This is a genomic window from Alicyclobacillus sp. SO9, from assembly GCF_016406125.1.
Classification (GTDB): Bacteria; Bacillota; Bacilli; order Alicyclobacillales; family Alicyclobacillaceae; genus SO9.
Window position 1 is genome coordinate 2,788,649 of the sequence record NZ_CP066339.1, and the last position, 21,052, is coordinate 2,809,700.

The 21,052-nt window shown below is 50.5% G+C and carries 19 protein-coding genes; 3 read left to right on the forward strand and 16 right to left on the reverse strand.

Annotation, left to right across the window (positions count from 1 at the left end; translation table 11 throughout):
* Positions 1–64: 64 nt before the first annotated feature.
* From lipB to GI364_RS12960, 8 genes are all read right to left on the reverse strand, one after another.
* On the reverse strand, positions 65–802 hold the full coding sequence (lipB, locus tag GI364_RS12925; RefSeq protein WP_233095779.1) for a lipoyl(octanoyl) transferase LipB: 738 nt from the start codon (positions 800–802) through the stop codon (positions 65–67).
* Positions 803–844: 42 nt separating this feature from the next.
* Complete coding sequence (lipA, locus tag GI364_RS12930) at positions 845–1,789, reverse strand: lipoyl synthase (protein ID WP_255524683.1); 945 nt, start codon at positions 1,787–1,789, stop codon at positions 845–847.
* Positions 1,790–1,926: 137 nt separating this feature from the next.
* Positions 1,927–3,240 (reverse strand): dihydrolipoamide acetyltransferase family protein, encoded by a 1,314-nt coding sequence (locus GI364_RS12935; RefSeq protein WP_198849702.1) that lies wholly within the window; start codon positions 3,238–3,240, stop codon positions 1,927–1,929.
* Between the two features lie 62 nt (positions 3,241–3,302).
* Positions 3,303–4,286, reverse strand: a complete 984-nt coding sequence (locus GI364_RS12940; RefSeq protein WP_198849703.1) for an alpha-ketoacid dehydrogenase subunit beta — start codon at positions 4,284–4,286, stop codon at positions 3,303–3,305.
* Positions 4,276–5,292: a thiamine pyrophosphate-dependent dehydrogenase E1 component subunit alpha gene (locus GI364_RS12945; RefSeq protein WP_198849704.1), complete on the reverse strand. Its 1,017-nt coding sequence runs from the start codon at positions 5,290–5,292 to the stop codon at positions 4,276–4,278. Before GI364_RS12945 ends, GI364_RS12940 begins: the two co-directional genes overlap by 11 nt.
* Before the next feature lie 170 nt (positions 5,293–5,462).
* The gene (gene lpdA, locus GI364_RS12950; protein WP_198849705.1) at positions 5,463–6,917 is read right to left on the reverse strand and encodes a dihydrolipoyl dehydrogenase; all 1,455 of its coding nucleotides are present in this window, start codon (positions 6,915–6,917) and stop codon (positions 5,463–5,465) included.
* Positions 6,918–7,076: 159 nt separating this feature from the next.
* A complete protein-coding gene (locus tag GI364_RS12955) occupies positions 7,077–8,153 on the reverse strand; it encodes a Leu/Phe/Val dehydrogenase (protein WP_198849706.1) in 1,077 nt (358 codons plus the stop codon).
* Positions 8,154–8,481: 328 nt separating this feature from the next.
* On the reverse strand, positions 8,482–10,566 hold the full coding sequence (locus GI364_RS12960) for a sigma 54-interacting transcriptional regulator (RefSeq protein WP_198849707.1): 2,085 nt from the start codon (positions 10,564–10,566) through the stop codon (positions 8,482–8,484).
* Between the two features lie 164 nt (positions 10,567–10,730).
* Between GI364_RS12960 and GI364_RS12965 the strand changes: the two genes are divergently transcribed.
* Entirely contained in the window at positions 10,731–10,988 is a 258-nt protein-coding gene (locus GI364_RS12965) for a DUF2627 family protein (protein ID WP_198849708.1), read from the forward strand.
* 97 nt (positions 10,989–11,085) lie between these two features.
* Here the strand turns inward: GI364_RS12965 and moaC are convergent, their stop codons facing one another.
* On the reverse strand, positions 11,086–11,604 hold the full coding sequence (gene moaC, locus GI364_RS12970; protein ID WP_198849709.1) for a cyclic pyranopterin monophosphate synthase MoaC: 519 nt from the start codon (positions 11,602–11,604) through the stop codon (positions 11,086–11,088).
* A 217-nt stretch (positions 11,605–11,821) separates the two neighbouring features.
* On the opposite strand from moaC, the gene GI364_RS12975 reads away from it, so the two are divergent.
* On the forward strand, positions 11,822–12,502 hold the full coding sequence (locus GI364_RS12975; RefSeq protein ID WP_198849710.1) for a molybdenum cofactor biosynthesis protein: 681 nt from the start codon (positions 11,822–11,824) through the stop codon (positions 12,500–12,502).
* A 660-nt stretch (positions 12,503–13,162) separates the two neighbouring features.
* Here GI364_RS12975 and GI364_RS12980 read toward each other — a convergent pair.
* Positions 13,163–14,161: an MBL fold metallo-hydrolase gene (locus GI364_RS12980; RefSeq protein WP_198849711.1), complete on the reverse strand. Its 999-nt coding sequence runs from the start codon at positions 14,159–14,161 to the stop codon at positions 13,163–13,165.
* Between the two features lie 155 nt (positions 14,162–14,316).
* On the opposite strand from GI364_RS12980, the gene GI364_RS12985 reads away from it, so the two are divergent.
* A complete protein-coding gene (locus GI364_RS12985) occupies positions 14,317–15,648 on the forward strand; it encodes a glycosyl hydrolase family 18 protein (protein ID WP_198849712.1) in 1,332 nt (443 codons plus the stop codon).
* A 54-nt stretch (positions 15,649–15,702) separates the two neighbouring features.
* On the opposite strand, the gene GI364_RS12990 is transcribed toward GI364_RS12985, so the two are convergent.
* The 6 genes from GI364_RS12990 to GI364_RS13015 are packed head-to-tail and all read right to left on the reverse strand — an operon-like array spanning position 15,703 to position 21,009.
* On the reverse strand, positions 15,703–15,873 hold the full coding sequence (locus tag GI364_RS12990; protein ID WP_198849713.1) for a CcmD family protein: 171 nt from the start codon (positions 15,871–15,873) through the stop codon (positions 15,703–15,705).
* Positions 15,870–16,577: a cytochrome c biogenesis protein CcsA gene (gene ccsA / locus GI364_RS12995; RefSeq protein ID WP_233095780.1), complete on the reverse strand. Its 708-nt coding sequence runs from the start codon at positions 16,575–16,577 to the stop codon at positions 15,870–15,872. The genes GI364_RS12990 and ccsA overlap by 4 nt, the downstream gene beginning before the upstream one ends.
* A 3-nt stretch (positions 16,578–16,580) precedes the next feature.
* A complete protein-coding gene (locus tag GI364_RS13000) occupies positions 16,581–17,267 on the reverse strand; it encodes a heme exporter protein CcmB (protein WP_198849714.1) in 687 nt (228 codons plus the stop codon).
* On the reverse strand, positions 17,264–17,887 hold the full coding sequence (locus GI364_RS13005) for an ABC transporter ATP-binding protein (RefSeq protein WP_198849715.1): 624 nt from the start codon (positions 17,885–17,887) through the stop codon (positions 17,264–17,266). Before GI364_RS13005 ends, GI364_RS13000 begins: the two co-directional genes overlap by 4 nt.
* Entirely contained in the window at positions 17,888–18,790 is a 903-nt protein-coding gene (locus GI364_RS13010; protein ID WP_198849716.1) for a hypothetical protein, read from the reverse strand.
* The gene (locus tag GI364_RS13015; RefSeq protein WP_198849717.1) at positions 18,787–21,009 is read right to left on the reverse strand and encodes a cytochrome c biogenesis protein CcsA; all 2,223 of its coding nucleotides are present in this window, start codon (positions 21,007–21,009) and stop codon (positions 18,787–18,789) included. The genes GI364_RS13010 and GI364_RS13015 overlap by 4 nt, the downstream gene beginning before the upstream one ends.
* Positions 21,010–21,052 lie beyond the last annotated feature (43 nt).

Here is a 21,052-nt window from a genome sequence, read left to right on the forward strand (position 1 = left end):
CTCACCGCCAGAAAGACGGCGGCTCAATACCTGTCAAATCCACTGCATTATAAGGATTCTCAGGCTACTCAAATGATAGTTGAAAAACATTTGTAAATGAACGCTTTAAGCGCCCTTCCCATTCAGAAAATGTGACATTTCCATTAATTTCGGCTTCTACTGACGTCACACCTCTGTCCGCAATTCCACAAGGCACAATTGTCTGAAAGTCACTGAGATCTGTCGTCACATTCAGAGCCAGACCATGAGCAGTAACAAACTCTCCATGCTGATTTCGACGGACGCTGGCACCTACAGCGCAAATCTTTCTATCCTCCACCCACACACCAGGGTACCCTTCGCTACGCTCCCCAGAAATACCAACTTCCGCTAACGCCGTGATAATGGATTCTTCCAGCAGTCGGATGTACTTGCTGACATCGTTATTCCACGGGTGTAAGTGCAGGACAGGGTAAACAACCCACTGTCCCGGACCGTGATAGGTTACATCCCCGCCTCTGTCTACCGTTCGTACTTCAAATCCTGACTGCTCGAGCCACTCTTTTGTTGCAACAATATTGTGGGCCCCTCCGTTTTTACCAATGGTGATAGTCGGGGGATGTTCCACTGCGAAAATCGTCTGCCGGTCATCTTCTCCATTGAGCAACCGGTGGCGCTGTGCCATCTGAATGTCCAGAGCCTTGTCATAAGCAAGTCTGCCGAGGGATGCCCAGTGCCCTGAAGTTGTTGGTTGCTTTCCCACCTCATTCGTCATTGTAACCACCTGCGATTCATTGGCTTTGTGGTCGGCTTTCAGAACCAAAGAGATCGGATCTCCTGACCACGGTGTATCCATAGAACAGCTCTACGCCTGGGTCCCAGTTTGATTCTGAAGAGACTGTAACGGCAAGCCGTTTGCTCGCTGTACTTGTTCATGAGCATGGTACGAGCTGCGTACAAGTGGACCCGCCTCAACGTGCGAAAATCCTCTGCGCAGACCCTCTCCTTTTAGTCGTAAAAACTCCGTCGGCGTATAAAACTTTTGAACAAGCAAGTGTTTCTTGGTTGGCTGCAGATACTGCCCAACTGTCAGAATATCGCATCCAACCTCGCGCAGGTCATCCATAGTTTGAAGGAGTTCCTCGAAGGTCTCTCCAAGCCCGACCATAATTGAGGATTTGGTCTTAATATCTGGACGCATTTCTTTGGCCCGGCGCAAGAGCTCCAGTGTTCGGTCGTACTTGGCCCTGGACCTGACTCTGTCAGACAACCGACTCACCGTTTCAACATTGTGATTCAAAATGTCAGGGGAGGCGTCCATCACGACCTTGAGCGCTTCCCAGTCTCCCATAAAGTCAGGAATTAGAACTTCCACACCGCACTTTGGAATCCTCGAGCGGATAGCCCGGATTGTGGCTGCAAAGATACCTGCTCCGCCGTCATTCAAATCATCTCGAGCTACGCTGGTAATAACAGCATGTTGTAAATCCATGTTGACTGCAGCATCTGCAACGCGCTGAGGTTCCGCAGCATCAAATTCTGTCGGGCGTCCGCTGTTGACAGCGCAAAAGCGGCACGCACGTGTACACACATCTCCGAGGATCATAAACGTGGCAGTTCGATTTTCCCAGCATTCATAGATATTGGGACAGCGCGCTTCTTCACACACCGTATGTAACGACTTTGTTCGCATAATATCTTTTAACTCTTGATAGTTCGGGCCTGTCTTCATTTGGATTTTCAACCAGTCTGGACGAGAGAACGCTTGTTCACGCATAATTCGCTGTTTCTCCGCCTGTTTTTCTTCCAATTTGGAATTCGACACGACTGACCCCTCCTTTGTCTAAATCAGCAGACTTACTTAACTAGTGTAGACGATTCCCGAGACAAATCAAAGGATGGCGTCCTACTCGCCATCCTTTATGAATTGCGCACCAACGTCGCTTCTTAATAAATCAGCGTATTCTCATCGTATTTTTGTAGTCGGTCTTTGACGGCTTTCAGGAACTGACCGCTAATCCAACCGTCAAGCAGCCGGTGGTCCAAAGAGAAACAAAGATTGACCATACTGCGGATTGCAATCGCGTCGTTGACAACAACAGGTCTTTTCACAATCGATTCCACGGACAGTATTCCAGACTGCGGCATATTGATGATGGGCTGGGACAACACGGAACCGAATGCTCCTGTATTATTAACGGTAAATGTACCCCCCTGTACGTCGTCAATTGACAGACGACCAGACCGTGCCTTTGCAGCTAACTGATTCACGGAATGCGCTAGACCAGCAATACTTTGCCGATCCGCATCATGGATGACGGGGACAACCAGTGCGTCGTCAGTCGCAACTGCAATCGAAATGTTGACTCGACTTCTCATGTGGATTTTATCGTCCACCCATGCTGCATTCAGCATTGGATACTGTTTCAGCGCTTCAGCCACTGCTTTAATAAAGAAAGGAAGGTATGTGAGGTCAATGCCTTCTTTTTTCTTGAAATCTGATTTGACCTTTTGTCGAAGGCCAGCAAGATTCGTTACATCGGCTTCCACTACCGTCCATGCATGCGGCGCTGTCTGTTTACTCTCCACCATTTTCTTTGCAATCATTTTTCGGACTGTACTGGGTTCCACAATTTCGTCGCTAAGGCTGTCAAATTCCGTTGTGCGGGCCACAGCCGCCGGGGGGGTCGCCGCCCCATCAACCTGCTTACCCTTGACTGGCTCCACGCTGCCTCCCATGCCGGCAGATTGGACGGGCGCTGCCTCTTGACTGGGTTGAGACGGTCTCTGCGCGCCTTTCGTTTCCTCCAGGTACTGACGCACGTCCTTGCGCGTAATGCGACCGCCTAGTCCGGTACCGTGCAGCTGTGCGAGGTCAATGTTGTTGTCCTGTGCTAAACGAAGAACTGCCGGTGAATAGCGGTTGCCCTCGGGTTTCTGCGGCGTCTCTGTTACTTTGTCGGTCACTGCATCAGCAGGAGCATTTGCGGCGGATGACTGTGGAACAGGGGTGCTTGACGCACCGCCTTCTGCCGCAACCGTACAGATGACTGTACCAACACTCACCGTTTCGCCTTCTTGTACGACAATGTCTGTCAACACTCCGTCATAGTCTGACGGCACCTCGGCAGTAACCTTATCTGTCACGACCTCCACTAAGGGTTCGTATTTTGCAACGGGATCGCCTACTTGTTTGAGCCACTTACCCAGTGTTCCTTCCGTTACACTCTCACCAAGCTGCGGCAACGTAATGTCCGCCATATTGTTAACACCCTCTCTTCCAGTGCGATTTGACCGTCAACGGCTGGGACCATGAACTGCCGTTAAAATTCTGCCAGTTCGCGCATTGCGGCGGCGATTTTTTCCGGATTTAGCATGTATGCCTTCTCCAGCGTAGGACTGAACGGCATGGCAGGCACCTCGGGACCGGCTAACCTCGCAATGGGTGCGTCTAAGTCAAACAGTGCGTGCTCTGCAATGATAGCAGACACCTCAGCCCCTACGCCGCCGGCCTTGTTGTCTTCATGGACGATGAGCACTTTTCCCGTCTTTTTTGCGCCTTCGAGAATCGCCTCTTCGTCCAGCGGACGCAGCGTTCGCAAATCAATCACATGGACAGATACGCCTTCTGTCGCCAGTGTTTCGGCAGCCTCCATGGCGTAGTGAAGTGCGAGTCCATAGGAAATAACGGTAATATCATCGCCTTCTCGGGCTACCTTAGCCTGTCCGATAGGCACCGTGTAGGACTCATCCGGCACTTCGCCTTTTGCCAGTCGATAGAGACGTTTGTGTTCAAAGAATAAAACGGGATCGGGATCGCGTATGGCGGAAATCAGCAGCCCCTTGGCATCATACGGCGTGGTCGGTGTGACCACCTTCAACCCCGGAACATGCGTGAACAAGGCTTCCATGCTCTGAGAGTGATACAAAGCACCGTGGACACCGCCTCCGTATGGAGCACGGATAACGAGAGGGCACGACCAGTCTCCATTTGTCCGATAGCGCATTTTCGCTGCCTCGGAAATAATCTGATTTACGGCAGGCAAAATAAAGTCCGCAAACTGTATCTCTGCAACAGGGAGCATGCCGGCATTGGCCGCGCCTACAGCCACACCCCCAATTGCACCTTCAGCCAAGGGCGTATCGAGCACTCGGCTTGCGCCAAATTCTTCAATGAGTCCGGCAGTAACCCGAAACACGCCCCCTCTGACACCCACATCTTCACCCAAAATAAACACACGTTCATCCCGTGCCATTTCACTTCGCAAGCCTTCAGTAACGGCCTGAATGTATTGTTTAATCGGCATTATGACGAGCCTCCTCCGCGTAGACGTGAAGCATCAGTGTGGATGGATCCGCGTGCGGTGCCTCTTCTGCATAACGGGTCGCCTCGTTGACTTCGTTTGTCAGTTCCTTGCGCAGTTCACTGTCTTGCTCTTCCGTCAACAAGCCGTTGTCCATCATGTACTGCTTCATGTGCAAAATAGGATCCTTTTGCTTCCACTCTTCAACTTCTTCCCGAGTCCGATACGAACGGTCATCGTCGTCACTGGAGTGAGGCGCCAACCGATAAGTTTTCGCCTCAATCAGGGTAGGTCCACCGCCCTGTCTTGCCTTATCTACTGCAGCTTTCACAGCAATATAGGTCGCAATTGCATCGTTTCCGTCCACAATGACGCCTTCAAAGCCATAGCCGATTGCTCTATCTGCCACGTTCTCACAAGCTAACTGCTTGTCAGCAGGTATGGAAATAGCATACTGGTTGTTCTCCACCAAAAAGATAACAGGGAGCTTATTGACGCCGGCAAAGTTTGCAGCCTCGTGAAACTCTCCCTGATTGCTCGTCCCCTCACCAAAGGTGACCAATGACACCGTATCTTCGCCCCGCATTTTACTCGCCAGAGCAGTGCCCACCGCATGCGGAATTTGTGTTCCCACGGGACTCGATCCGCTCAGCATATGCAACGATTTATCACCAAAATGTCCCGGCATCTGCCGACCACCGCTGTTCGGGTCTTCCGGTTTTCCAAATGCGGACAACAGCTCCGTTTTTGCTGTATGACCGTAAATCAGCACAAGACACAAATCCCGATAATAGGGTGCGATGTAGTCTACACCCCGGTTGAGTGCAAATCCTGCACCAGCTTGTGCTCCTTCCTGACCTTGACAGGAAACAACAAACGGAATTTTGCCTGACCTGTTCAAGAGCCACATTCTGTCATCTACAAAGCGAGCCAAAACCATGTAGCGATACATGTCCATCACTTGCTGGTCGGTTAAGCCCGCCTCGATATGTTTCGGTTCTGCGGTCATATCGACGCCTCCTTCATTGTCTTCAGCTTTCTCTCTTTATAAGCGAACAGCCGACCTTGCCCTACTGCCTGTTTGTACTGTCTGTTTGCATTACCTGTTTGCATTGCCTGTTTCGCTAATTCACGAACCCGCAGCTCTTCTGGATGACAACTCCACTTGTTGCACCGCGCCTAGCCGTGAATCGCCATGCCATCGACAGCAAGAGCGGCTTCCCCCATCGCCTCAGATAGCGTGGGGTGCGGATGCACGGTTCCCGCAACCTCCCACGGTGTTGCATTCAACACCCGCGCAAGTCCTGCTTCCGTTATCATGTCTGTTACATGAGGACCAACCATGTGAACGCCAAGAATGTCGTCTGTCACCTTGTCAGCAACAATCTTGACAAAGCCGTCAGCTTCACCGAAGACCAGGGCCTTTCCGTTGGCACGGAATTGGAACTTACCCGTTTTCACTTCATGCCCTTGTTCCGCTGCCTGCTGTTCCGTCAAGCCGACGCTTGCAACCTCCGGGCGGCTGTACGTACACTTGGATATCATCGAATAATCAATGGCTTCGGGATGTAAATTTGCCATGACTTCAACGGCGTGAATTCCCTCATGCGCCGCCACGTGCGCGAGTTGCAGACCGCCAATGACGTCTCCAATGGCAAAAATGTTCCCCTCTTTTGTTCGGTAATCCTTATCGACTTGGATGATGCCTCGGTTCAATTCAATTTCTGTGGCCTCCAACCCGATGTTGTCTGTCACCGGTTCTCTCCCCACTGCGACAAACAATTTCTCGGCAGACAACTGCTTTTGTGTCCCGCCCGTATCCACAGAGATGGTCACTTCTGCCGCGTTCTTTATAAGTGTATCAGGCAACACTTTCGCGTTCGTGAGAATCTTCACGCCTCTTTTCTTAAGCGCCCTGGCCGCCTCAGCTGCAATCTCTTCGTCCTCCAAAGGAAGGATATGCGGCAGAAACTCTACAAGCGTAACCTGTACACCGAGATCACTGTATAGAGAGGCCCACTCGACTCCAATCGCACCCGCGCCGACAATCAAGATGGACTGCGGAAGAGATTCTGCTTCCAAGGCGTGGTCACTGGTAATGACCCGATGGCCGTCGATGTCCAGACCAGGCAGTGTCTTCGCCCGCGATCCCGTTGCCACCAAAGTATATCTTCCGCTCAGTATCTGCGATTCGCCATTTGCGAACTCCACGGATACGGCTCCCGCCTGCGGCGAAAAGATGGAGGGTCCCATTAAACGTCCGATTCCTTCGTAGACTTGAATATTGTGTTTTTTCATCAGGAATTGGACACCCTTATGAAGCTGTGACACGACTTTCTGCTTTCGTTCCATAGCTTTCCCAAGATTGAAACCTGGTGCACTGTGCTCCACTCCAAATTCAGCCGCACGCTTCGCCGTGGAGTACACTTCAGCGGACCGAAGCAAGGCCTTGCTCGGTATGCAGCCCTTGTGAAGGCAAGTGCCCCCGATTTTCCCCTGTTCCACGACAGCTACTTGCAGACCGAGTTGAGCAGCCCGGATTGCGGCAACGTAACCGCCGGTGCCTCCGCCGAGGACAACTACATCAAGATTCTCTTCTGGCACGTCTAACTTCCTCTCTAAATATGTTGTCATCCTGAAACCTTCTCAACCATACCTGTCGATTACCTGCCGATGCGTTTGCTGAGGATACCGTAAACCACAGAAAGAAGGGGGCAGGCAGTGCTGCCCTCTACTCTTTCACATCAGTCACATCAGTCACATCAGTCACATCAGCGCATACGGCGTTGCTCTTTACTTAGCGTGCTTAATGTATGTGCTGCGCACCTTACGCAAGCTCTCAATCCGGGCCTCAGCCATGTGGTCAGCCGCCTGATAACTAGGAATCTTTTGTTCCGACGATACCCGATATACTTCTTGCATAATCTGATAAATACTGTCGACCTTTTTCTGGGCCCGTTCCGGATTGTAACCTTCCAATTCGTCAGCCACGTTCATCAGGCCTCCAGCATTGATAACATAATCAGGAGCATACAGGATGCCCTTCTCGTGAAGGATGTCACCGTGCCGGCTTTCCGCAAGCTGGTTATTCGCGGAACCCGCAATCATCTGACAGGTCAAGCGCTCAATCGTATCGTCGTTAATGACTGCACCAAGGGCGCAGGGTGCGAAAACATCGCATTCCTCATCAAAAATTTCGGTGGGGCCAACGACTTTGGCATTCAGTTGCGTTTGGGCCCGTTTCAACGCCTCTTCATTAATGTCAGTGACAACTAAAGTGGCTCCTGCATTCTTCAGATGCTCCGCCAACCCATAACCAACACTTCCAAGTCCTTGGATGGCGACGGTTTTGCCGGCTAGATCATCCGTACCAAAAATTGTTTTTGCTGTCGCTTGCATGCCCCTGAACACACCGAGTGCAGTCATTGGGCTTGGATTACCACTGGAACCGTAAGCTTTTGAAATCCCTGTAACATAATTGGTCTCCATATGAATCGTATCCATATCATGCACATTTGTCCCGACGTCCTCCGCCGTAATGTAGCGGCCGTTCAGACTCTGAATGTAACGACCGAGTGCCCGAAACAGACTCTCACTCTTGTGCGTCTTAGGATCTCCTATAACTACGGTTTTTCCGCCCCCCAGGTTCAGCCCCGACGCTGCAGCCTTATAGGTCATACCCCTTGCCAGCCGCAAGGCATCTAATACTGCGTCTTCTTCAGACGCATAGGTCCACATGCGGCAGCCGCCAAGTGCTGGGCCAAGTGTCGTGTCGTGAATAGCAATGATAGCCTTTAAACCAGATTCTTCATCTTGGCAGAAAACCACTTGCTCATAGTCGTATTTTTCTAGATAAGAAAACAATTCCATATTCCTTCCTCCTTCGGGGTATCTGTGCGTTCGACTGAACTGGGGGAGGGCACCGCCCGTCCAGAGAAGAGCATACCACATTTTCTCGGAGCTCCACTCAGATAGAGGTTCTGCTACCCGTTCACTGTATTATCCAAGCAAAAATCATGCCAGAATAACAAGGCCCTATTTGTGCATTTTTAATGAGAATAGGGACATTTTGCGTGCAGATTTCTGCATGGTGTGCAGTATTTTGCAAGCAACCGCTTTCATCACAGTTCACTATACCGCCTAGAAATTGTGAGCTGGTCCTTGTTATACACTTTAGACATACATCATTTCAAAGCTACTAGTCCAAGTCTAGTTCACCTTCAGTCTCCAACTGTTCCAGTTTGTAGTACAAACTGCGCAACGAAATTCCCAGTCGACGGGCCGCTTCTGTTTTATTGCCGCGTGTCTCTTGCAGCGCTTGTCGAATGGCCGCGGCTTCAGCCAACCGGACTACTTCGTGCAGTGTCGCACCTTTTGGGATGGTCCACAAACCGTCCTTGCTGTCACCTGGGCTCTCAGCTGTGTTCCCCGGCTGCAACACAGGAAGCTGAGACACGTCTAAAACCCGGTCATAAGAATTCATATGAATCATGGCACGTCCCAACGTGTTCTCGAGCTCACGCACGTTACCGGGCCAGTCATAGGCTCTGAGAGACTCAAGAGCGCTGGCGCTTAAGCGCTCTACATTGCGCCCGTACAGCAAGTTTTGTTGCTGAATCAGATGCATTGCGATAGACTCCAAATCTCCTTTGCGGTAACGCAGGGGGGGAATTGTAATCGGGACAACGTTAAGCCGATAATATAAATCTTCTCTGAACTTCCCGGAGGCAACAGCTTGTTCCAGGTTTACATGCGTAGCAGCAATGACGCGAACATCCACACGAATGGGTTTGGTACCGCCAACCCGCACAATTTCTTGTTCCTGCAGCGCCCTCAGCAGGCGGGCTTGAGTAGACAACGACATTTCTCCAACCTCGTCGAGAAAGAGCGTACCTCCCGACGCCTCGTCAAACAGGCCCTTCTTCCCGCCTCGTTTAGCGCCTGTGAAGGCTCCTTCTTCATAGCCGAACAGTTCGCTTTCCAGCAATCCTTCTGAGAGCGAAGCGCAGTTCACTCTGACAAAGGAATGCCGTGTTCTCGGGCTCTCGTTGTGAATAGCATGAGCAAACAGCTCTTTTCCCGTCCCAGACTCGCCGCGCAACAGAACTGTAGCAGGAGTCTCGGCAGCCTTGCGTGCCTGCTCCACTGCTAATACCATAGCCGAACTCTCAGCAACTATATCAGTAAATGTATACTTTGCCTGTACAGACCTGAGCAAGGTATGTGCCTTATCCAACTCATCAGTGAGATGCTTGATCTCCGATACGTCGTGAATCACACCCACACTGCCGCGCAACTCTTCATTTACATACAATGGCGCAACATTCACTATGACCTCACGATGAGCTGGCCCAACTTTCAGCGGTACATTTTTCACTGGGCGTCCAGTTTGCAGCACACGCATATGCATACTGTCACCTTCTGCGATATCCACATCGGCCGGTTTACCAATGACATCCTGTGGTCTGAAGCCAGTCAGCTTCGTGTAGGCGGGATTGATTAACAGCCCCATACCATTTTTATCCACAACGGAAATCGCGTCCTGCGTACTCTGAATAATAGATTCTAAAAGAATCTGCACTTCACTCAAATTGGTGATTTTGGCTGCCATATCACGAAGTTGCGTCACATTGCGAAAAACCTCCAAGGCTCCCACAATAGCGTTGCCGTGACCAAAAATAGGGACTGTGTGGCTGATTACTTCCATGTCGTTAATCACTGACTTCCGATTTCGCCACTCCCGTCCTGTACGGAGGCTTTCAGCCAGCTTGGAATCCGGGAAAACTTCTGTGACCGGACGTCCATTTGCTGTTTCCACAGGTATTCCGGTCATCTGCGAGGCCGCTTTGTTAAACAAGCTGATACGGCCGTCTGCTGTAATACTGACCATACCTTCCTGTGTTGCATCGAGCACAGACTGAAGTTCATTCTTTCTCTCTTCCAACTGGCCAATCAATTGAAGCTTGTCCTCAAGCAGAAGAATGAAAATATGTGCGACTCTTCCAGAGATAATGGTTGTCGCACCATTCGTCAATTTAACCAAGTGCCTGTACACCTCGTCATCTCCAGTTACCTCTAAAACAGCGTCTGGGGGACCTTGCTCGGACAGTGCATCCTCGTAAGAAGTGTATCTCGGTATTCCTCGCGTTTCTGCACAAATAAAACCCGGCGCCTGCGGGTTTTTATCCACAATACAGCTCACTTTTACCTCAGACTGGTTTTGTAACGCTTCAATTAACTTTGAACCGCCCTCTCCAGCACCTACTATCATCACTTGGTACACGAATGCATTCACCTTCCGCATCTATTCTACCACGCACTTGTCATCTTTTCGCAACGATTACCGGCTGTTCAGGTTAAATTGTATGGGATATGATGTGAATAGGGACTTGACAGAAATACAGGTCTACTCATCTTCGGTAAATCTAGTGAAAAGAGGCACTTAACATGCGTAATTTCACGGCGTGGACCATTCTTGCGTTCGTCTTTTTGTTGGCCGGTGAAGGCTTCAACTTGTTTCGCATACACATAGAACTATGGCTTGCCTATGGACACTGGCAAGACGTGGTCTGGACCGTATTCGGTCTGATTCTGGGCTTTGTCGCCACAGCTTGGCTTGGCGGATTCATTTACTATCGTGACAAGAAACGCAACAAAATCCAGCGCGAAGGATGGCGGGGTCGGCCTGTAAAACGCAGCCGCTAGATCCGCCAGACGAGGCATAACGAATAGAATTATCAGCACAGCGGGACTTCTGCACAAGTGTGTTTGCCGCAGTCCCCTGTGGCAGCATCAGACAGCATCAGGCCCCAGAATGTCTGTATGTACCACTCTTTCCCCCAGTTTTGAAGAGCAGTCTGGTATCTGCAATCGCCATTCCCCTGTCCAAAGCCTTACACATATCATACACAGTCAGCGCTGCCACTGTGCTGGCTGTCAAGGCTTCCATTTCGACCCCCGTCTTATAATCTGCTGTGACCGTAGCTTGAATCTCGAGGCATGCTTGGTCGTCACTTCCGTTCCAATCGTCCAGCCATGCAGTCTCTACATTAACCTTTGTCAGAGGAATTGGATGACACAGCGGAACTAAATCGGATGTGCGCTTCGAGGCCATCACGCCGGCCAACTCTGCAACGGACAAGACGTCTCCTTTCTTGACTTGGCGCTGCTCAATTTTCTCCCGTGTTGTCTCTTTCATTACGACACGTGATACGGCCACAGCTTTTCTTGAGGTGACCGCCTTCTCTGTAACATCAACCATCTGTACTCTGCCCTTCTCATCGAAGTGCGTGAAATCTGCATCATTGATATGTGGATCCATGTTCGATACACCTTTCCTTCCAGTTCGGTATGATAGACACTACTTATTGTCGCCAGTCTTGCAGCAACGGCTTGACAGCCTTCTACGTCTTGAACATCAACGATACTCTAAAACACTGTCCTGAACATCCAACCGCACTCTAAAACACACAAACCGCTCTGAAACATCCTCCACGTCCAGCCAGATTTATGCTATCTTGTCGTTAGAGGTGATGGCCGTGACAATCCACGTTCGTATATTCGCAGGTTTAGCGGAAGCGTTTCAACAATCGAAACTTAGCTTGCCAAAAGACCTGCCAATGACCGTACAGGAATTGCGAAAGCTTTTGATAGATGAGTACCCAGCACAAAAAGCGGCGCTCACGAGTGCCTTAATTGCCGTTAACCAGACCTACGTACCTGATGAAACACAAATTGACATTCAGGACGAAGTCGCTCTGATTCCCCCAGTCGGCGGCGGCGATTCACTGCCTACTTGCATGATATCAGATGCAGCGTTGTCTGTGGACGCGGCCATGCAGCAATTGGAGAGTGTGTACCATGGAGGCACCGTCGTTTTCTGCGGTACGGTAAGAGAATTCACGAAGCAGCGACAAACCCTGAAACTCACCTACGAAGCGTACACTGATATGGCCTTACAGCAAATGCGCCGGATTGAGGACGAAATCAAGGCGGAGTACCCTCGGACGAGCCTGCTGCAATGGCATCGAGTTGGAACCCTTGCACCGAGCGAAATTGCAGTCATCTGTGCAGCTGCCTCGCCGCACCGGGACGACAGTTTCGCCGCAGCCCGTATCTTAATTGAGCGGCTGAAAAAGGAAGTGCCTATTTGGAAAAAAGAGTTTTACGCAGACGGAGATGCCACTTGGCAGCCTAATGAACCTGCAGATCCTGTGTAAGCCCACCAGTACCTTGCTTTAACCTGTGCCCAGTACTCTGTCGCAACCATCATTCCGCCGCAAAGGCTAGAATAGCGATCCGACAAGAGCTTATCAAGTGCCCAGCCTGCTCCCGAGCGGGGTGGTCGGCCACTTAAGCACTTCTCACGAGCTTATTTCGGCAGTTTCCGCCCCAAATGCCAGAATAGCGATCCGACAAGAGCTTATCAGCAGCCCAGCCTGCTCCCGAGCGGGGTGGTCGGCCACTTAAGCACTTCCGACGAGCTTATTTCGGCAGTTTCCGCCCCAAATGCCAGAATAGCGATCCGACAAGAGCTTATCAGCGGCCCAGCCTGTTCCGGAACGAGTTAGTCGGCCACTTAAGCACTTCTCACGAGCTTATTTCGGCAGTTTCCGCCCCAAATGCCAGGATAGCGATCCCAGAAGAGCTTATCAGCGGCCCAGGTATCCGGTTGCAGTCCCCCTAGGGGTCTGGAGCCTTAGGGGCCTGCACCCTCTTCTATCACAATGTTCAGCTCTCACCATCCCCTACCCTGGCCGCTCCGCCGACCTTGCTACTCCGCTCCCCTGCCCTGGCCGCTCCGCCGGTCTTGCTACTCCGCTCCGCCGACCTTGCTACTCCGCTCTGTCCGCTCTGTCCGCTCTGTCCGCTTCGCCAGGTCACTTCGCCTCCCAGAGAATCGTCCCATTTGCATCGTCATAGTGAAAAACCTCTCCTAATGCTTCTAGCCAGTCGAGGTAACCAAGCGTTTCTGACAAAATCAAACTGGGCTGGTCGTGCCGATGGGCGAAGTAGTGTGCCGCCAATTCGTAAGCAGAGCAAGGTTGGTGTTCCTTCAGGAGTTGTAACATTTTGGTCCGTCTTCGTTCCTGTTGCACGAGCCTCAACTTTATCAGGTCTTGAACATCCTCAAATACCGGTCCGTGTCCCGGATAGATTTTTGAAATCGGCATTTGCAGTAGTTGCTGCAGGTTGGCTCGATAATCGAGCAGGCTCTTTGTCCACAGTCCGTGCTCATACCCGAATTCATCAGTACGTGGTTCAATCAGGGCATTGGAGGAAATGAGCGGGAGTACTTGGTCTCCCGCAAACATCTCACCGGTCGATTCATCATACAAGGCGATGGCTGCCTGCGCATGTCCAGGAACTTCTACAACCCGGAAATTCGGCAGTGGAGTGAATAGGTCTCCGTGACGCAGTGTTTGATTAATCACGGCCTCATCGTTCCACTTTGCAAACAAAGCAAACTCTGACGCTGCATACGTTATCTGGGAATCCGGCATTCCCATACGTCGGTACAACTGCTGAAAGAACCTCTCCCTGAAAGCATCCCAGTCTCCTTTAGGGTGGAGCCACGAGTCGACTTCAGGATGTGAAAACACGGGCACTCCCTTAGATTGAAACATACTTGTGAGACCGACGTGATCGACGTGTCCGTGGCTTAGAACAAGAGCCGTCACGTCTTCCACTGCTACACCTTCCTTGGCGAGTCCGTCCAATAAAGTCTGCTTGGCCTCATTTGTCCGCGGACCGCAATCAAAAACTACGACTTCACTTTCATCCCGCAAAATATAACTATTCACCGTTCCCACTGGAAACGGAGTAGGTTGTTCAATCCGATGGACAGTGACCTTGCTCAATTGTTGACACTCACGCACGGTTCCATCATCCTCCCTCATTTCCGATGTCGAGACTAATTCCACTTATCATAACCGACCAGTCGGTCGATAGCAATTCTTCTAATCTAGGAAACTCTCTCATAGACTATCTTATCAGCTTCAAATTTAGGCACGCCAAAAGGAGAATCGTATTTATGGATCGCGATAAAATGGCCCACATCCGTCAGTGGATCCTGGCTGTGTCAGGCATACTTCTGCTTGCTGTTGGTGCAATATCCGCTCTCTTGCTTCTTTATGGAGGAGGCTCGTGGCAAAGCACCGCACGGTTGGAGGCATCGAGGTTGTCTACCATCGAAATGAACGAGCTTGTTGGCGCTTCACGCTATCAGAAGTCCGCGCAACCCAGCAAACATACGGTCCTCGCCTCTATCGGCACCGTGCTGCACTTACCCTTTGTAAGACCGCTGCAGATGCTCCAGAGTCAACTTCCAAACACCAAGGTTACGACCGCTCTGCAAAGCAATGGTCAAAACAGTTTATTCAAGACGCTGTCCAACTGGGAAACTCACGCGAAGAAAATTACTCTCGGCTGGATTCCGTATAATACCGTGTCGAATACAGAACAAATGATAAAACAGAGTCCAGGCATTACCGTCATCAGTCCTAAGTGGCTCAGCATTAAGTCCAGTGACGGAAGCATTACCTCAAGAGTTCAGCCGCAGGTGGTAAGCTACGCTCACCAACACGGCATCAAGGTGTGGGCTTTAGTCGACAACCAATTTCGAGCCAATCTGACTCACCAGACCCTGAGCAATCAAAAAAGCAGGGAGAATCTCGTGAACAAGCTCGTATCCACGGCAAAAGCAGACAAATTGGACGGTCTAAATATAGATTTTGAGAACATTCACAGCAAAGATGAGAAATACTTCACGCAGTTTGTTGCAGAGCTCCATCAGAAACTGAAACCGCTTCATATTACATTGTCCGTGGACGTTACCAAAGACATCGTGTTTCTGCAGGACAACGCAGCATTCTTTCATGCTGGGCTGGCTGCCAATTCGGATTACGTCATTTTAATGGCTTACGATGAACACTGGGCTGGTGACCCCAACCCAGGACCCGTGGCAGATGTTCCCTGGGTGACAAGCGGAGTCAACGATCTCCTCGATACAGGAGTTCCGGCGAACAAACTGATTCTTGGCATCCCGCTGTACGCCAGATTTTGGTATGTACACAACAACGGCCAGGTGAGCAGTGAAGCCGTTGCCGACGCCAATATCGGGAACGTATTGGCGCAGCATAAGGCAGCCACGTCCTGGAAGAGCAACCTCGGCGTGGCTTACGCACGGTACAGTCAACCTGACGGGTACGAAGAAGCGTGGTATGAAACCGGCAAAACCCTAAGCGAAAAGTTGTCCCTAGTAAACCACGACGGGCTCGCAGGGATTGCTGCGTGGTCTCTAAACCTGTCATCGACAAAAACATGGCAAAACGTGATGGACTCATTACGACAGTCCCTGTCCTGAGAATAAACGAAACAGAACAGTAGTCACGAAAACAGCGGCGGACAGACACGAGCCTTAGCTTTGTCCGTCTTCTTGTGCCTCCGTGATGTCTTTTAGAGAACGTTCCACTGACAGCAGTTCCTTTGTCATGCGATTTTGCCGTCTAATCAGTGATACGACATAAAAGAGAATACCAAACCAGACAACAGCAGCTACAGCCCACAGGAACCCAAGTTGACCTGTCATTTCACAACCCCCTGACTTCGTCTTGCACGAAGTGATTGCATTTTGATTTGCAACTGCACTAGCCTGGTTCTTGATGTTTCAAGCCGAACACGCAGCATTAGAAGAACGATATAAATCAGCAAAAATGTTATAAAACCAAACAGTAACGTCAACACCATCGAAGGGGGCATGTTAAATCCCTGAGCTGTGATGACCTGAGGATGGATAGAGCGCCACAAAGTTACTGACAGATGAATGATGGGAACATCTGCAAATGCAATGATTCCAAAGACTGCGCTGATACGTGCCCGTCTGACGGCGCCCGTGATGGTTCCGCGCAATAACAAGTAAGCAATGTACAGGAACCACAAGATAAGCGTTGTGGTCAACCGCGGATCCCATGTCCACCACGTATTCCAAATCGGTTTTGCCCAGAGCGATCCCGTAATCAATGTTATCGTCGTAAACACGACCCCGATTTCAGCAGACGAGACTGAGATTCTGTCGTAACGCAACTTTCGTGATACGAGATACGCAATCGAGAAGACCAGCGTTACAAAGAATGCCAAAAAGGCAATCCAAGCACTGGATACGTGAAAATACATAATTCGAACCAAATTCCCCATTTGAGCTTCTGGCGGCGACCAGATTAACGCCAGGTACAGATTAACCCATCCCATGACGGCGGTAAGACCAATGAGCCACCACATTTTCTTCCCTGTCATTCCCTACACCTCCAACAACAGTTCATACAAAAGCCACGGTAATACCGCAAAAACTACAATATAGGCGATTAGAATATCCATCCACACAAGCGACATGGTCTGATGAGCAGAAAGTGTCATAACGGTAAGATGAATAAGTGCCAAAAACAATGGTATGGTTAACGGAAACAGCAGCAAGGGTACAATTAAGTCACGCATTGAGCTGGCTGTCGCCAGCGTCGCTACAAAGGTGGCGATTCCTGTAAGACCAATTGCACCGCCTATTAGAACCAGCACGAAATAGACAAAGTGTGGTGGAAACGGTTGATTCAAAATGATGAAATACGCGACAGTTAAGGCCGACTCCGTGATGAACACAAGCGCACTTGAACTGGTCCACTTGGCATAATAAATGAGGCTGCGGTCCAGTGGAGCCATCCATAACCCTCTCCACGCATCGAATTCGTTGTCTCTGTCATCTCGTCTGTTCAAGCCCAGAGAAACCGTAAAAAAGATTGCCATCCAAAGTAACCCTGAACTCCAAAACACAGGAATGCGGCTGGCAGCGTTCAATGCGATTCCCATAATGAATACCATTAATACACCAAAAGCAGCGCTGCTGACGATAAACTGCTTTCCGCGAATCTCAAGAACAATGTCTTTTCGCACTAGACTTACATAGCTGCCTAAGTAACTCTGAAATACACTCATGTCTGCACCAGCCTTCCGTAACGCAGCGTGAGCCGAATATCCGTTTCACTTGCTTCCGAGGTACTGTGTGTTACATGAAAGAGCGTGGTACCCTTATCCTTCAATTCTTTCAGCAACTTTCCGAACAGTAAAACAGAGTCCGTGTCCAATCCATCGAACGGCTCATCCAGCAGCAGCAGTCTCGGTTGGTGGAGCATTGCCCTGGCCAATGCGACTCGTTGTCTCATTCCCTTGGAAAAATGTCTGACTCGTTCTTCTGCAGCATGATGCAAATTGACTCTCTCCAGCCACTCAGATGCGAGTGTTTTCGGATTCCGGCAACGGTACAAACGAGCGAACAATTCCAGGTTTTCCACAGCGGTCAGGTCTGCATACACCATTGGCTGCTGAAACACTGCCCCAATATGCCGCCTGTCTCGCACACTAAGGCGATGATTCTCCCACATGACCATGCCCTTTGTCGGGCGGGAGATTCCTGCCATTATTTCAAGCAGCGTCGTCTTTCCGCTTCCGTTTGGCGCTGTCAAAGCATAATGTACCCCAGGTTCCAAGGACAGTGAGACCTCTTCCAAAATCGGGCGATAATCAAAGACTTTTCCGACATTCTCTAGCATTAACATTTACGACGGGGCTCCTGACTTTAATGCAAGAATCCTCTGTTTCAAATACTCACGCCGCGTTCGATATTCTGCTTCCCCCAGGGTTCCATTCTCGTGTTGCAGTTCAAGGTTCTCCCACGAACGAAGGAGTGCTTCCTCCTTGGTAACCGGAACGCGTGCAGCCCTTCCCCACTGTGTGGCCCGAATACTGATGAGTCCAACAACCAGAACGAGGGCAGCGACAAGCAAATTTCCTACCGCTTGCAGCGTGTTAAGAAAGTTATCCGGCCTTGTCCCAATGACCGGCAGATTCTGCACGGTAGAATTGACGGCGGCGGAGGGAAGCATCTGTACGCTCAGCGTCCAACTGTCGCCAGCAGGAATGCTGGGCCGCGTAAAGACCCGGAATTCCACGCCTTTTACTGTCATTGTCTGTGTGTGCGTCATGAGTCCCTGGGCTGAGAGAGAAGCATGTTGGCCCAGAGGGAGGTAGACATGGGCAGTATACACAGGATAGCTGGTCTGCAAGGTAAATTGCACATCGCCCTGGGAAGTCAGCGGAATGCTGTATGACTCCACTACGTTTGTCGAGCCGCCTGGAGACACATGCGGAAGCTTGACCGTATGCGCACCACTCGCAATCGAAACAGGTTTGCTCGCAGCCGTGACGTGAACATTTTGTGCTGTCTTTGGAAGCTTCAGGACAACGGGTCCTGTCAGAGACGACGGCGCTTTAATCTGTAACTTGTTGACGATGTTGATTGTTTTATGACTTGAATCCGGTACTACGAAAACATCTTCCTGTGTAACGGCAGTCCCGGTCGTTGCAGCCTGTACCACCAGCGACATCGGCGACATTGTCAAAACAGCACTGACGACGAGACCCAACACGGTACGGGCGCGGTTGCCATGAAATCTTATCATTTACGTTCCCTCCCGTCCTCGCGCCCTGACCGATGAGCGCCCGATTGCAACTTGGCCTCCAAACCAAGTTCATCAAGGATACGGTTACGCAGGTCCTGCCGGTGCTCCTCCAGCGCCCGCAGAGTTTCCGATACCTGCTGCCGGTTGATTTCGTACGTGCCAGAATCGATTTTATTCATCCTGTAGTCGTACTCTAAATCGGCCAATTCCTGATACAGCCTCTCGGTCTCGTTCTGTACGGGACCGTCTGCCAAGTCTCGTCCTTGTTTGCGAAATGCCTCTGGCCACAAGCTGACCAAGGTACCAATGACAAACAAATAGCCCCCGTACCAGATAAACTCAACCAGCGGATTTACATGAATATCAAAAACCGCTTGTGAGTTCGGGGCCGTGCCTAACATCACAACATACAGGTCCTGCAAAGGTCTGCTGAATAGGGCGATATTTGTACTGGGCTCCTGTCCATTTGCATAAAACGTTGCTGCGGGCTGCAGGACACCGAGGGTTCTATGGCCGCTGTGAACAACCAAGTTCGCATACATTCTGCTGTTCTGGTTGAGTTTCGTCACACCCATTCCTTCAAATGTCAAACGATAGTTTCCAATTGTGGCACTCTGTCCGCGCGAGAGTTGTTGCTGAACATTGATGTGATAAGCCCCCGATCCCGCTATGCCGACAGCCATCAAAGCAATCCCAAAATGGACAATGTAGCCGCCGTAACGGCGGCGGTTCTTACCGAGAAGACGCCATAACGAGAGTCCCCATGACTCGCCTGTCAAGCGAACACGAGCCCTGACAGATTTATAAAATTCTATAAACACTGTCAAAGCAACAAATACGGCCCCAACAATTGACAGCGTACCGAGCCAAGATTGTCTGTGATAGAACGCATTCAACGCTGCCGACGCACTTGCACCGAGAATGATGGACACCAGCAATGGATAAATGACGGAGCGCACAATGCTCTTCATGGTCCCCCGTCGCCACGCAACAACAGGACCAATTCCCATCAGGATTAAGATAACAATACCAAGGGGCAGAGCCACCTCGTTGTAGAACGGAGCTGAAACCATTAACTTGTTTCCTGTCAATGCCTCTGACAGGACCGGGAACAGAGTCCCCCAGAACACTGCAAAAGTAATGCCGAGAAACAAGAGATTGTTCAGCATAAACCCAGATTCCTTTGACACTACTGCTTCAAATTTACGATCGGCCTTAAGAACGGGCCATCTTAACACAATTAGGACCAACGTACCGATTGTGAAGACTGTCAAATATACGCCAAAGTAGCTTCCCATGGGACCATTGGCAAAGGCATGGATACTCCACAGAACGCCGCTTCTCGTAAGGAACGTTCCAAGAATCGTCAAAAGAAATGTAAGGGACACAAGAATAATATTCCAACCTTTTAGCATTCCCTTCTTTTCCTGCACAATACCGGAATGCAAAAAAGCTGTAGCCGTCAACCAGGGCAGGAGCGACGCGTTTTCAACGGGATCCCAAGCCCAGTAGCCTCCCCAGCCCAGTTCCTCGTAGGACCAGTGGGCTCCATAGATAATTCCGATACTCAGAAAAAGCCATGAAATCAGAGTCCAACGACGAGTTACACGAAGCCACGTCGCATCTGTCTTTTTCAACACAAGGCCCGCCATCGCATATGCAAACGGGACTGCAAAACCGATGTAACCCAAATACACATTGACCGGGTGCACCGTCATGCCTGGATTTTGAAGCAATGGATTGAGCCCGCTGGCGGGTTGCAAAGCTGCGGTATGAACAAATGGATTCGCAGCGAAATTCAAGACAGTGACATAAAACCCAGAAATCAGCGTCATGATGAACGACACAATAGGCAGCATTCGGCGGCTGTCTTGATGTTTACTAAAAGTAACAATTGTTCCGTACAACGTGAGAATAAGTGCCCAGAACAAGAGGGAGCCTTGGTTTCCTCCCCAAAATGCGGCGATTTTATACACCAATGGCAAACTGCGGCTCGTGTACTCAGCCACGTAGACATAATGAAAGTTTTCTGACAACAGCAGTGACAGCAACGAAGTCGCCGCAACAAAAGCCAAACAGAACTGTATTAACATTAGAATACGGCTCCATTTCAACGTGTCGGCCGACTTGCGGCGAAAGTTAACGAGATAAATGACAATTGACGCTGCTATAAAAACAAACAGCACGCGGAGCGCTGCCTGCCCAATCCAACCTACCAACGGTCTTCCTCCTCAACGTAGCAGTACGAGCCAAACCCTTCGA